Raw genomic sequence first — 12,334 nt, 5'->3', positions numbered from 1 at the left:
TAAGGATTGACAAAAAATATAAGGAACCGTCTACAATAGACGGTTTTTTTATTCTCTCTTGTCAACTGCTTAATTTAGATACAAACAATAAAATCATTAAATTCGGTTTTCAGATAAAAACACATTTCAAACGCTCGTGAAAGTTTTAAAATACCAAACATTATTAAAAACTGGTTTAAAAAAGTAAAACAGAATGTTCAATAAGTCTAATTTTAAAGAATGGTTTGACCGATATAAATATTCGGAATTAGCAGCTACCAGCGCGGCATTGTTAGCTTCACAATGCAGCAGGATTTTTAACGGACTGACGACTGCCTATATTATTACGTTTGCCGAATATTTTGCTTTTTATGGCGTTATGGTTTACAGATCTTATAAAGACTTGTCAACAAAGAAGAAATTAAAAGACCAAGACGTTTCTCTCAAAGAAATTACTGTTTTGATTCGCGATTTATTTCTTGAATTTGGGTACCCCGCGGTTTTGGATTTCTTTTTTATTCGTCCGTCCTGCATGTATTGGATGCCTGTATTGACAGGTAATTATTTCCTCGGAATTATTTTTGGCAAAATAACCGCAGACAGCTTTTTTTACTTTTTATCCATTGTCAATTATGAATGGATTAAAAAGAAAGAATAATTTTCATTAAAATAAATTGAAAAAAAATGCAAAAAGGTTCGGTGAATATTAAACCGAACCTTTTTGATATTTTACCTCAGCATTATTAGGCCAGATTAGCTGTTGTTGTAATCTCGGTATTGAATAATTTTGAAATCGGACAGTTTTTTTCGGCTTTAGTAACTAATTCTTGAAATGTTTCATTTGAGATTCCTTCAATTTTAGCATTGACCGTTAAATGAGAACTATTAATCGTGCCTTCTAACAAACTGATATCACATTTTGTTTCTATGCTTTCAATTACAGCACTTGTTTCGCTAATAAAAGCGGTAAGCTGCATGGTAAAACATCCCGCATGTGCTGCTGCGGCAAGTTCTTCGGGATTGGTGCCTATGCCTTCATCAAATCGGGATTTAAATGAGTATTGAGTATTTTCTAATGTTTTGCTTTGGGTTGTTAATTTCCCAGCTCCTTCTTTCAAGGAACCATTCCAGACTGCGGTTGCATTTCTTTTCATAATTATAAATTTATTGATTTTAATCAAATTTAAGTTTTTTAGTAAAAAAAAATGTAAGAAATAAATTTATTTAACTAAAATATAATACATCTTTAAAACATTTTTGAAATATTTTAAAAATAAATTGTACATTGTAACACAGTGGTTTACAAAATAAAAGCGATTTTATTTTTATAATAAAAATAACCTGATCGTTAAAAAGCAAATTATTACAATCTCTAATTCAAAGTTTACTGCTGTACCAATTATTCGACAATTTCTGCTCCAAAAATTTTACATACCTGTTTCATTCACATTTTTGTACTCTAAAAGAAAACTATTATTAGATAAATTTAAAAAATAAAGCGGCCTTTTATCAAAAAGTCATCTAATTAACAAAAACTACGTATGAAAAAACAATCTTTGCTTACGATGATCTTTGGCATCATTTTAATGAGCTGCAGTTCTAATGAAGATGAACCAAATCCAGAAACTGCCGAACCTTTTATTAGAGCAAATCAATTGCAATTTTATTTTAGCAATCCAACAAACGCCGATTTACTGGACTTAAACAATAATATAATTTTACCTATTGCCTATGAAGGAAAATATACTCCTATAACTCTTCCTCCTAAAAATGATAATAATCCAAAGAAATACTTTTATAATGGAGGGAGTATAGAATATGATTCGGCTATACAAAAATACTACTGGAATACTGTCATAACAGGCAAAAAGGGAATTAAACAAAACAAAATTTTTGTGAGAATTTCAGAAACTGATACAGATACTCTAGACGTAAAGTTTAAATTTACAAAAGATGCTATTGGAACATCTGATGGTTTTTATGCTTATATTGAGAAGCTGTATTATAATAGTACCTTAATACATGAAGAAAATTCAAATAAAAAGGCACTAATTGATCCTGTCAAAAGAGTTTTCATTCAAAAGAATGGAAAAAAAACACTAATATCTTTTATGAATTAGCCGAATCTAAATTAGAATATATTTGGTAAATCCCTGCCCCCGATTACTTCGCTGAGCTATTATTTTAATCGGAGTTCAGTGAACTTCGTTTAAAGCGAAAAACCCAGAATTATGGAAGCAAATGACACTTGCCAGTAAAAAGCGACCAGCAGAAGCTCCTTTACTGGCTTAGTGGAATTGTTTCCATAATGAAGATTTACAGCGGAAGGCGGGATTAGGCACTAACTGTAATATTGCTTTTATACTTTAATTCCAAATATTCCGTTCCTATAAAAACTATAGAACTATGAAAAAAGCATTTTTAATAATTTGTATTCTAGCACTTTATAGCTGTAAGACTAAAAACATAAATGGTAAATTAATTGGCCGAAATGTTGCTGTTACAGAAATGAATGCAGAAGAAGCAAGTCAGAAAAACAAAGCTTACGAACTGGGAAAAAGAATTTTGATGACCTGTAATACCTCTAAGTTCAAGCCCTTCTCGAAAAGTGAAGCTACAGATAAGGTTATTGCTAACTCTACTGAAAAAAAAGATAAACAAATTGGGGCAAAATATAGCCTGAAGTATGGAGCTTTCAAAGATCTTGAATTTGTGGAAATGGTTCCAAATAAAACTGATAATACTAACATTTTCAGATTCAAAGCACATTTTGATTATGCCAAAGCCAATAAGGAACTTCGGGTAACGATGAACTTAGAAAATAAAATTTCGGCGATTATGACCAAAGACTGGAAGGATGAATTTGAGTAATTTTTCAGTTTGCAGTCGCAATTTTCACTTTACAAGCTTGGAATTAGTAAAAAAGTTTACCAGCGCAGTTTGAAAAATGAATTTATTTCCGAAAACTGAAAACTGCAACTGAAAACTTGACTTTATTTTTATTAAAAAAATTAAAATTAAAAACTATAAATAAATCCAAAGCCTTATTTTTGCGCTATGGCAAAGAAAAATACAGACAAAGTTGTCTTTCATCAAATAAAAGTCCTTGATGCAGGCGCAAAAGGCGTTTCGGTGGCAAAAGCTCCCGATGGAAAAGTGGTTTTTATCCCCAATGTAGTTCCCGGAGATGTAGTGGATGTACAGACTTTCAAGAAGCGTAAAGCTTACTATGAAGGTAAAGCAGTTCATTTTCATGAATTATCGGAGCATCGCGTAGACCCAATCTGCGAACATTTTGGTGTTTGCGGCGGATGCAAATGGCAAAATATGAATTATGGCCAACAGCTCTTCTTTAAACAAAATGAGGTAAAAAATCATTTGCAGCGCATTGGTAAAATTGAACTTCCTGAATTTGAAACGATTCTTGGTTCTGAAAAAAAGTTTTTTTACAGAAATAAAATGGAATTTTCGTTTTCCAATAGCCGTTGGTTAACTGAAGCTGAAATTGGAAGCGAAGAAGATTTAGGAAATAGAAATGCACTTGGTTTCCATATTCCAAAAATGTGGGACAAAATCCTAGACATCAACAAGTGCCATTTGCAGGAAGATCCATCAAATGCCATCCGTAATGAAGTCCGCGCTTTTGCAAACGAGCATGGCTTGACTTTCTTTAACCCTAGAGCTCATGAAGGTTTATTGAGAACTTTGATGCTTAGAACAGCTTCGACTGGTGAAATAATGGTTTTGATTCAGTTTTTTGAAAATGACAAAGCCAACAGAGAATTGATTCTGGATCACCTTTACGAGAAATTCCCTCAAATTACTTCTTTGCAATATGTTGTTAACAATAAAGCAAACGACACTTTGTATGATACTGATATCAAATTATATAAAGGAAGAGATTACATTCTGGAAGAAATGGAAGGCTTAAAATTTAGCATTAATGCTAAATCTTTTTACCAAACCAATTCGGATCAGGCTTATGAGTTATACAAAATAACCAGAGACTTTGCTGGACTTACCGGTAATGAAATTGTTTATGATTTATACACAGGAACAGGAACGATTGCTCAATTTGTATCTAAAAAAGCGAGAAAAGTAATCGGTGTAGAAAGTGTTCCAGATGCCATAAAAGATGCAAAAGCCAATGCTGAACGCAATAACATTAATAACTGCGAATTCTTTGTTGGGGATATGAAAGTGGTTTTTAATGATGCTTTTATTGCGCAGCACGGACACCCAGACGTCATTATCACTGATCCACCCCGTGACGGAATGCACAAGGATGTTGTAGAGCAAATCATGAAAATCGGACCTCAAAAAGTGGTTTATGTGAGCTGTAACTCGGCTACTCAAGCTAGAGATTTAGCTTTGATGGACGAAAAATACAAGGTCACGCGAGTGCGTCCGGTGGATATGTTCCCGCAAACGCATCACGTTGAAAATGTTGTACTTTTGGAAAGACGATAAGCCCTTACTACATGAAAAAAATACTTGCTTTTTTGATGATTCTTGGTTTCGCTTCTTCCAGTTGTGAACCCGATGATATTTGCGACCCAACTACTCCCACTACGCCAAGAATGTTAATTCAGTTTTTTGACTATAACAATGCTAATGCTTTAAAAAATGTTACTAATTTAAAAGTAATTGGTGAAGGCATGACTGAAGGAGTGGTTTTGTCTCCATCAGCAACAGGAGACTTAAAATACGTAACGAACCAAAACAGCATATTGCTTCCGCTGAATACAGAAGCTGATCTTGTGAAATACAAATTCATCATCAATTACGGCAACAAAAATCCGTTGCTTGTAAACGAAGATAATTTTGAGTTTAAATATACTCGACAAAATATATATGTTTCAAGAGCTTGTGGGTTTAAAACCATTTTCGATTTGGACGAACAAAATCCTTTCACATTAACAGATGCAGCACCAGCAGATCAAATGTGGATTAAATATGTGATAGTAAAGAAAAAAAACATACAATTCGAAAATGAAACAATCATTCAAATATATTTTTAGTTTTTTCTTTTTGCTTTCATTGTTATTTGTTCAGGCTCAAGAAAAAAAAACTGCCACTACAGATGGTGCTCCAAAAGTAATAGTTAAGGGAGCAAATGGAACAACAACAGAAAAGGCTCCAGAAAAAAAACTACAGACACAAACTGATACTATAAAACCAAAAACAGACCGATATGGTTTGATTCTTGGTGTCGATATCTTTAAAGTAGCAAGATCTTTTTATGATTCCAATTATAAAGGGATAGCTTTTGTTGGCGACTACCGATTAACAAAAAAATATTACGCATATGGCGAGGTAGGCAGTGAAGACGTTACTGTGGACGATCCTTTATTAAATACAACCTCTACGGGAGCCTATCTCAAAGTGGGATTCAATTACAATGCTTATACTAATTGGCTGGATATGGAAAACCTAATCACATTGGGAGTCCGTTATGGATTTAGTGCTTTTAATGAAAAATTAAATACCTACTCTATCTATAATCCACATCCTTATTATGGGCAAACATCAGGAATTGAATCGGGAGAATCATATGATGGCTTAACAGCTAGCTGGCTAGAAGTTTCACCAGGCATTAATGTTAAAGTTTTTAATAATGTATATGTTGGATTTTCTTTGCAGTTGAAAGTTTTGGTTACCAATTCTAAGCCAGAAGGCTTTGACAGCCTATATATTCCTGGTTTTAACAAGACGTATGATGGTAATTTTGGAGCCGGTTTTAATTATACTATTTCTTATTTCATTCCAATTTACAAGAAAAAAGTAATCCCTGTAAAACCAGCGCCTAAGAAATAGTCCTAAAATGAAATCCATAAAAAGGAGCAAAATTGAATGAATGATATTCAATTTTGCTCCTTTTTTTTTATTATCCTATCTCCTTAATTCCTTTTACAAATAACCAAGACATGAATAGTTTTTCACCATCTTTGGTTTTGGCTGCTTGAAATTTTGGAGCTAAAAGAGTTCCTGCTATAAAGGCTGTCATTGGAATCCAAAAACCAGACAAATTGGTGTATTGTGCTACCAAATAACGAAATGTGATAAACAATATAGCAAAACAGCCCAAATTGTATAAAAATGCTCTTACTTGTAATTTTGACATTTTATTGTGTTTAAATATGATTTTCCAAAATTAATTGAAAATCTAGTTATTTCTCAAAAAAATATACTTTTTATCTCTCTAAGTAAAAAAAGATTTAAAATTTCTCTCAATATTTTTTAATTTAATAATAATTAACTTAAATATTTTTTCTAATGTTTTTTGTTTTACTTTTATGCCTACCCAAAATAATGAAACCATAAATATCTAATTTACAACTGAATAAAACACAAATTAGTACCCCAAAATTTATAATTGCATTCAAATTCAGTCATCAGTAAATTAAAATTAGTACTTAAACTTACTTAAATTTTAAAAAACATACTATGGCAATTGATTTTTCTATTACTAGCACAGTGACACCAAACGGAAGAACAACTTTCAATGCACAACGCCTTAATTCAACTGAAGCAAAATTCAATATCTGCAGTAAAACCAGATATGAAGGAAATGTTGGGTTGTTCAACACAACCATTACTTCTGGACTGACTTATAAACCCGAAGATTACGTCAAAGATTATGGGTTTTGGGCTTATTTTATTTTTCCGACTGCCATGGCAGAAAGTTCAGGTTCTTTCACATGCTTAAATACTTATGACAGGGCACAATTTACTTTTACTTTTATGCAATATGGAGCGCATGTGCCAAATGGCGATTTTGTAAACTTTTTAAGAAAGCTATTACAGTTGCCTAATGCATCTGAATATTTGCCAAAATTGATTTTATCCAATAACCAGATTTTTTTTAAATCCTCTAGTGGGGTACTTTCTCCTTTAGAAAATGATTCCAGTTCCCAAGCTTTGATGGATTACCTCAATCCCACGCTAAATGATGTAGAAAATCAAGAATTGATATGTGCGGCAAGATTTATCCACTGGGCAACAAATGACCCCAATCACAGAAAAACACAAGTTGCAACCGCGATTGATATGTATAAAGACAATATGAAATCCTATCATAAACGATATGGATTAAATAATGTACCGGCAAATGTATGCCAAATGATTTGTGATATACGCCACCAAGGAAGAGGCAAAAGTGATCGAATTGCATTAGCTCTTAATACCAATGGTAATTATGACAAAGCCTTTTCTAACTTATGCACAATAGGCAATACAAATTATCAGCCCAGAATAAATACAGTACGAAGCACCATAAAAAAACTGACAGATTTAGGGAAGTTCTCAATGAAATATGATGCTGGAAGTGGTGAATTTGTAAAGATTTAGGAATGAATACATTTTATAACAAAAACATAATCAAAATATTATTAACTATAAATACGTAAAAACATGTTTACAAATACAGGAACAATTTCATTTTATCTTTATTTAGTCTTTATCCTAATCTCAATAATTTCAACAGTTATTATTTACAGATTTCTTAAAAAAGACACTTTAGAGCCAGAAAAAATTGACAAGCTTATCGATTTTTTCAAGACTGTAGTATTTACAACTGCTATAGGGACAGTCGCATTAATAATTACCGATTTATTCAAGGAAAGGGAACAAGATGTTAAAGAACTCGAATACTTTGGCAAATATGCTCAAGAAGTAAAAGATGTTAATGGTCAAGGAAGATTGCAACTCTCAAAATATCTTTCAATTGTTGCTCCAAGCGGAGAAATGAAAGATTCTTGGACTAATTATTATAAAGAAGTTCAAAAAGATTATAATGAATATTTAAAAGCTCAACAAGCATTAAAGAATGACACACTCACAAATATTACAAAAGAACAGTTAATTAAGCGTGAAGAGAATCAAGAAAAAGTACAATTATTTGAAAATCCATTGACAAATATAAATAATGACGATGAATGGTATATTGTTGCAGGCGGTGATCCAAAAATAAAGGATGCTAATTTTGAACTTGAAAAAGCAATTAAAATTAATGCTAATTCTACAATCATTAAAAAAGGAAATTCATTTAGAACTGTGCTTATTGGTTATTCTTCAAAAACCGAAGCAGATAAATATTTAAAAGAAGTAAAAGAAAAAATCAATAAAACAGCCTATATCGTTAATAAAAAAAGTTGGTGCCGTCAGTTAGAAAATGGTGATGAATGTTTAATTTGTAAATAATATAAAAAATGAAACTACCCGAAAAATACAAATGGCTAGAAGAGGAAGCTGGACCAAAAATGTTGCTTGAAGCAATTAAATTATTTGGAACAGAAGAAAAAATAGGGTCGCAAAACAACCAGCAAATCATGAGTTGGGCAAATGAAATTGGCGGAACAATAAAAAAAGATTATTCTGCTGATTCTGTTCCATGGTGCGGATTATTTATGGGAATAATTGCAAGAAGAGCTAATAAAGAATTACCTGCGGATATTTTATGGGCACAAAACTGGAGTACTTTTGGAAGATTAACAATTAAACCAATGTTAGGTGATATACTGGTTTTTAAGGTTGAAAACGGGCATGGACATGTAGCACTCTATATTGGTGAAGATGCTGAGTGTTATCATATTTTAGGAGGAAATCAATCCGATAAAGTATGCATTGTTCGAAAAGAGAAAAAAAAAGTACTAGTTGCAAGAAGACCTAATTATATCAATCAGCCTGAAAATGTCAGACAAATAAATCTCAGTCCGGTTGGTGAAATCAGCCAAAGTGAAATATAGTTAACCGTTAATGTTTCTAAGAATCGAAAAAACATTGTAATAAATTTTGAATTACAGTCACTGATATTAAACTCTTATAAATTTAAAAAAACAATTAAAACAAATAAAAATTTAAATTATAAAAATTATGGAAAATGAAAATTATTTTATTGGTAATGACGGAAAAGAAATTTTTATAACGGTAACAGTTTCAACCCATGGCATTGCAGTTACTGAAGTAAAATTAATAATTGACGGCAGTATCTTTAATAAAGGCTTTTCCACAAATGGAGCAGGACTAATAAGTAAAACCAGTTTAGGAATCGATTCAAAATTAAATGGAGGCACTATAAAAATTGAAACTGACATAGTACTAACAAAAATTCCCAAATCAGCTTGGGAAAATTGTTTTAAAGATCTAGAAATCCATTACTATTTAGAAGGAGGAAAACCAAATCAAAAAAATCCTTATACATTACTTCCAACTGAAAAAAAGAAAAGTCTCAGTGGAGAAACCATAATTGTAACGAAAAGGATTAATTTAATATCTGAATAACTAACAAAAAAAAGCCTCTTAATCCAGAACAACAAAGTCATATTTTACTGACAAACATTAATTATATGAAAAATAATTACTTAATGATAGTAGCACTATGGAGTATATTTTCTTTAAAAGCTCAAAACATTGAACTTAAAGATTTAAAAAATCTCAATTCTCCTGGTTTTCAAATTCTTGATATAGCTCCTAATATTATAGATAGACCAGCAAACCCAAAAGCATTTGCTGCAAGTTTAATGAGTTTAACCAGTAGCGGCACTGCGCTTCCGCAAAACTTTGCTTTAGAAGTAACGCCTTATTGGTATTTTAAACCTAAAAATGCTACTGCATCACAATATTTAAATATAAATGAAGGTGATAAATCGAATGCATATACAGGAATATTTAATAAGATGAGTATCTCCTTAGCTTCTGTTTTTAGTGATTCAACTTCAGGAAGTTTAATTAAAAACACAAACTATATAGCCTTTGGTTTAAAAACAAATCTAATAACTTATAGAAACAAAAAACAAAATCAAAAATTAAAAAATGCTTTGTTTAATATATCAGAAAGAATGAGCAAATTGCGTCCTAATCAAAAAGATGTTGCATCTCTTGATATAGAATTAAATAATGCAGATAATAAAATAAGAAAACTGTATTCAAAATTAAAAAATGAAACAAATAATACAATAAAAGATAGCATTAATACCGAATACATAAATGCTATTGCAAACAGAGCGCTCATCAATAAAAAATTGGATGATTTCGAAAATCAAGCACCCAACTTATTAGAAACAAATATTAAAGAAGATACTCTGGTTCAAAATTATTTAAAGGAACTAGACGATTTACCTTTATTTCAAGTTGATGTCGCTTTTGCATACTCTGAAGCATTTCCAGGCAATGAAGCCAAAAACAAGCGGTTTAATAGAAGCGGTTTATGGATGAATGCCACATTGAATGCTTTTAGCTTTGATCAAACTGAACTAAATGATAATCTCACCTTAATGCTATGTACCCGATTTATAAGCGATAATAGATTAGAAGAGGGTACTTTGGATGTATTTGAGAGAAACAATGCATTTGATCTTGGTTTTAAAATTGAATATTCCATTAAAGATTTATCCATTTCTTTTGAATATTTAAAACGTGATTATTCAAATGATATCAGTTTAAATAGTGAAAGAAGAGTGGGTTCATTACAATATAAAATCGATGATGGCTTATATCTAACAGGAGCTTATGGAACTAATTTTGGAAATGAAAATAATCTATTTACCCTATTTGGAATAAACTATGGATTTGGAAAATCTTTATTAAAACCGAATTGAGAAAGAAGCAAAACTAAAAAACAAACTTATAAATAACATCCAAAAAAAACCAACAATCATGATTAACAAAAAATTTTTCTTTGACCAGATTAGACTCAACCTTTTTGGAGGCAATATGAACACAAAACAGGTAAGTGGGGTAAGTACTATATTAGATGAATGGGAAGCCAACTATTCTAAAAACGACGACCGCTGGCTTGCCTATATGCTTGCCACTGCTCATCACGAAACCGGACGCACCATGCAGCCCATAGAAGAATGGGGAAAGGGAAAAGGGCTTCCTTATGGAAGCCGATTAAAAATGACAAAAGACAAAAACGGCAAAAGAATACCTTATTCGGATACTGCTGAATTGTTTTATGGTCGTGGTTTTGTCCAACTCACTTGGTATGAGAACTACGATAAAGCCGGGAAAAAACTCGCTAAAGATTTTCTTCACAATGCCACAGGAGTTATGGAACTTTCCGATGCTACCAAAATCATGTTTTATGGCATGACCGAAGGTTGGTTTACAGGCGTAAAACTCTCCAATTTTTTTAATTCAACGACCGAAGACTGGAAAAATGCCCGGAAAATAATCAATGGTACAGATAAATGGGATTTAATAAAAGACTATGCTTTGAAATATTATGGAGCTATTAGCCATACCGTTTAAAAATGAGCTCTATAAATCGATTACAAAAAGTGATGAAAGAATTTAATGTCCTAAAATTGGGCTCATTTTTCTTTTCAATATTCCTTTTTTAAAAAAAATATTATGAAAAAAATATTATCATTAACTATTTTATTATTATTTTTCTCTTGTGTCTCAAAAAAACAATATGCAGCCAAAGAACAGGAAGTAAGCATTTTAAAAAAACAGCTAGACAGCCTTTATAATAATGGATTACTGGATACTGACAAAGATGGGATCATAGATAAAGACGATTATTGCCCTAATATTTATGGTTCAATGTATGCACATGGATGTCTTGACATCGACAATGATGGTGTTCCTGATGAATTTGACAAATGTCCCACCATAGTTGGATCAAAAGATAACCTTGGCTGCCCATGGCTAGATACTGATGGAGATGGAATAACTGACAATATAGATCGTTGCCCCGACACATCAGGGACAATATCTAGTGGAGGTTGTCCTGAAGTAGTTGGAAATGCCCTTCCTACACCAGCATATTTAGAATATTTTCAAAGACTAAAACCTACAGCAACCGTCTATTTAAGTTCCTTTTTAAATAGAAAAGCTTCGCTATTAAATTGCAACAACAAAATTATTAAAGTCCTAAACAGTAAACTTCTCTTGGAGGAAGGCGAATATAAATATTTCTATTTGGAGGATGGTAGCTTTGGAATCATAACCAATAAACAATGTGTAACCAAAGATGGAAAACTAATTAAAAACGGTCAAAACACTAATGATAACGGTTGCAAATGGTTCGATTTCACTTGCGTGGAAAAAGGATACTCCCAGTTTTATATTCTTTTTATAACAAAAAAAGGAAAAGAAGGCGAAACCACTTTCAGTGAAACTGAATTTTTAAGATATTACAATGATGATGCTTTGGATACCAACTGGAGATCCATCACTGAATTAAATACATTATTTAAAGATTCTAAAAACGTATTTAGTGAAGACTACTCATTTATTGTAAAACTTTTTAGAATCCAAAAAATTGGGATGGCCAAAGCCGAACTAGTCAAAAACAATAATTATGATTATAAAACGCCTATCAAGTTACTATTCAAAAAATAAATAC

The 12,334-nt window shown here is 31.7% G+C and carries 15 protein-coding genes; 13 read left to right on the top strand and 2 right to left on the bottom strand.

The window, feature by feature from the left end; genetic code table 11:
- Nucleotides 1–193: 193 nt before the first annotated feature.
- Nucleotides 194–637, top strand: a complete 444-nt coding sequence (locus AC1DVP_RS00970; RefSeq protein ID WP_477181686.1) for a hypothetical protein — start codon at nucleotides 194–196, stop codon at nucleotides 635–637.
- An 85-nt stretch (nucleotides 638–722) separates the two neighbouring features.
- Here AC1DVP_RS00970 and AC1DVP_RS00965 read toward each other — a convergent pair whose 3' ends face one another.
- Nucleotides 723–1,133, bottom strand: a complete 411-nt coding sequence (locus AC1DVP_RS00965) for an OsmC family peroxiredoxin (protein WP_477181685.1) — start codon at nucleotides 1,131–1,133, stop codon at nucleotides 723–725.
- Nucleotides 1,134–1,520: 387 nt separating this feature from the next.
- Here AC1DVP_RS00965 and AC1DVP_RS00960 point away from each other — a divergent pair, with 387 nt between their 5' ends.
- The 5 genes from AC1DVP_RS00960 to AC1DVP_RS00940 all read left to right on the top strand — a co-directional run bounded on the left by AC1DVP_RS00960 (nucleotide 1,521) and on the right by AC1DVP_RS00940 (nucleotide 5,796).
- Entirely contained in the window at nucleotides 1,521–2,099 is a 579-nt protein-coding gene (locus AC1DVP_RS00960) for a hypothetical protein (protein WP_477181684.1), read from the top strand.
- Nucleotides 2,100–2,385: 286 nt separating this feature from the next.
- Nucleotides 2,386–2,850, top strand: a complete 465-nt coding sequence (locus AC1DVP_RS00955) for a hypothetical protein (protein ID WP_477181683.1) — start codon at nucleotides 2,386–2,388, stop codon at nucleotides 2,848–2,850.
- Nucleotides 2,851–3,036: 186 nt separating this feature from the next.
- Nucleotides 3,037–4,449, top strand: a complete 1,413-nt coding sequence (rlmD, locus tag AC1DVP_RS00950; protein ID WP_477181682.1) for a 23S rRNA (uracil(1939)-C(5))-methyltransferase RlmD — start codon at nucleotides 3,037–3,039, stop codon at nucleotides 4,447–4,449.
- Between the two features lie 11 nt (nucleotides 4,450–4,460).
- Nucleotides 4,461–5,000, top strand: a complete 540-nt coding sequence (locus AC1DVP_RS00945) for a DUF6452 family protein (protein ID WP_477181681.1) — start codon at nucleotides 4,461–4,463, stop codon at nucleotides 4,998–5,000.
- Nucleotides 4,972–5,796, top strand: coding sequence for a DUF6048 family protein (locus AC1DVP_RS00940; RefSeq protein WP_477181680.1), 825 nt, complete (start codon nucleotides 4,972–4,974; stop codon nucleotides 5,794–5,796). Before AC1DVP_RS00945 ends, AC1DVP_RS00940 begins: the two co-directional genes overlap by 29 nt.
- A 70-nt stretch (nucleotides 5,797–5,866) precedes the next feature.
- On the opposite strand, the gene AC1DVP_RS00935 is transcribed toward AC1DVP_RS00940, so the two are convergent.
- A complete protein-coding gene (locus AC1DVP_RS00935; RefSeq protein ID WP_477181679.1) occupies nucleotides 5,867–6,103 on the bottom strand; it encodes a hypothetical protein in 237 nt (78 codons plus the stop codon).
- Between the two features lie 323 nt (nucleotides 6,104–6,426).
- Between AC1DVP_RS00935 and AC1DVP_RS00930 the strand changes: the two genes are divergently transcribed.
- The 7 genes from AC1DVP_RS00930 (at nucleotide 6,427) to AC1DVP_RS00900 (ending at nucleotide 12,330) form a co-directional block, all read left to right on the top strand.
- Nucleotides 6,427–7,329, top strand: a complete 903-nt coding sequence (locus AC1DVP_RS00930; RefSeq protein ID WP_477181678.1) for a hypothetical protein — start codon at nucleotides 6,427–6,429, stop codon at nucleotides 7,327–7,329.
- A gap of 63 nt (nucleotides 7,330–7,392) precedes the next feature.
- Nucleotides 7,393–8,181 carry an SPOR domain-containing protein gene (locus tag AC1DVP_RS00925; RefSeq protein WP_477181677.1) on the top strand — a complete coding sequence of 263 codons (789 nt, stop codon included), beginning with the start codon at nucleotides 7,393–7,395 and terminating at the stop codon, nucleotides 8,179–8,181.
- 8 nt (nucleotides 8,182–8,189) lie between these two features.
- A complete protein-coding gene (locus tag AC1DVP_RS00920) occupies nucleotides 8,190–8,726 on the top strand; it encodes a TIGR02594 family protein (protein WP_477181676.1) in 537 nt (178 codons plus the stop codon).
- 127 nt (nucleotides 8,727–8,853) lie between these two features.
- Nucleotides 8,854–9,261, top strand: a complete 408-nt coding sequence (locus AC1DVP_RS00915) for a hypothetical protein (protein WP_477181675.1) — start codon at nucleotides 8,854–8,856, stop codon at nucleotides 9,259–9,261.
- A 65-nt stretch (nucleotides 9,262–9,326) separates the two neighbouring features.
- Nucleotides 9,327–10,577 carry a hypothetical protein gene (locus AC1DVP_RS00910; RefSeq protein ID WP_477181674.1) on the top strand — a complete coding sequence of 417 codons (1,251 nt, stop codon included), beginning with the start codon at nucleotides 9,327–9,329 and terminating at the stop codon, nucleotides 10,575–10,577.
- Nucleotides 10,578–10,635: 58 nt separating this feature from the next.
- Complete coding sequence (locus tag AC1DVP_RS00905) at nucleotides 10,636–11,232, top strand: glycoside hydrolase family 19 protein (protein WP_477181673.1); 597 nt, start codon at nucleotides 10,636–10,638, stop codon at nucleotides 11,230–11,232.
- Between the two features lie 102 nt (nucleotides 11,233–11,334).
- Nucleotides 11,335–12,330, top strand: a complete 996-nt coding sequence (locus AC1DVP_RS00900; protein ID WP_477181672.1) for a thrombospondin type 3 repeat-containing protein — start codon at nucleotides 11,335–11,337, stop codon at nucleotides 12,328–12,330.
- The last annotated feature ends 4 nt before the right edge of the window (nucleotides 12,331–12,334 follow it).

The organism is Flavobacterium sp. P3_A6, from assembly GCF_056403035.1.
The sequence above is the reverse complement of the archived record's forward strand: the minus strand, read 5'-3'. Positions and strand labels throughout refer to the sequence as shown.

Excerpts from the sequence above, each read along its gene's own strand:
- AC1DVP_RS00900 (WP_477181672.1), top strand. The coding sequence starts at position 11,335 with ATGAAAAAAATATTATCATTAACTATTTTATTATTATTTTTCTCTTGT.
- AC1DVP_RS00920 (WP_477181676.1), top strand. The coding sequence starts at position 8,190 with ATGAAACTACCCGAAAAATACAAATGGCTAGAAGAGGAAGCTGGACCA.
- AC1DVP_RS00910 (WP_477181674.1), top strand. The coding sequence starts at position 9,327 with ATGAAAAATAATTACTTAATGATAGTAGCACTATGGAGTATATTTTCT.
- AC1DVP_RS00970 (WP_477181686.1), top strand. The coding sequence starts at position 194 with ATGTTCAATAAGTCTAATTTTAAAGAATGGTTTGACCGATATAAATAT.
- AC1DVP_RS00955 (WP_477181683.1), top strand. The coding sequence starts at position 2,386 with ATGAAAAAAGCATTTTTAATAATTTGTATTCTAGCACTTTATAGCTGT.
- AC1DVP_RS00905 (WP_477181673.1), top strand. The coding sequence starts at position 10,636 with ATGATTAACAAAAAATTTTTCTTTGACCAGATTAGACTCAACCTTTTT.
- AC1DVP_RS00940 (WP_477181680.1), top strand. The coding sequence starts at position 4,972 with ATGAAACAATCATTCAAATATATTTTTAGTTTTTTCTTTTTGCTTTCA.
- AC1DVP_RS00930 (WP_477181678.1), top strand. The coding sequence starts at position 6,427 with ATGGCAATTGATTTTTCTATTACTAGCACAGTGACACCAAACGGAAGA.
- AC1DVP_RS00960 (WP_477181684.1), top strand. The coding sequence starts at position 1,521 with ATGAAAAAACAATCTTTGCTTACGATGATCTTTGGCATCATTTTAATG.
- rlmD (WP_477181682.1), top strand. The coding sequence starts at position 3,037 with ATGGCAAAGAAAAATACAGACAAAGTTGTCTTTCATCAAATAAAAGTC.
- AC1DVP_RS00965 (WP_477181685.1), bottom strand. The coding sequence starts at position 1,133 with ATGAAAAGAAATGCAACCGCAGTCTGGAATGGTTCCTTGAAAGAAGGA.
- AC1DVP_RS00945 (WP_477181681.1), top strand. The coding sequence starts at position 4,461 with ATGAAAAAAATACTTGCTTTTTTGATGATTCTTGGTTTCGCTTCTTCC.
- AC1DVP_RS00915 (WP_477181675.1), top strand. The coding sequence starts at position 8,854 with ATGGAAAATGAAAATTATTTTATTGGTAATGACGGAAAAGAAATTTTT.
- AC1DVP_RS00935 (WP_477181679.1), bottom strand. The coding sequence starts at position 6,103 with ATGTCAAAATTACAAGTAAGAGCATTTTTATACAATTTGGGCTGTTTT.
- AC1DVP_RS00925 (WP_477181677.1), top strand. The coding sequence starts at position 7,393 with ATGTTTACAAATACAGGAACAATTTCATTTTATCTTTATTTAGTCTTT.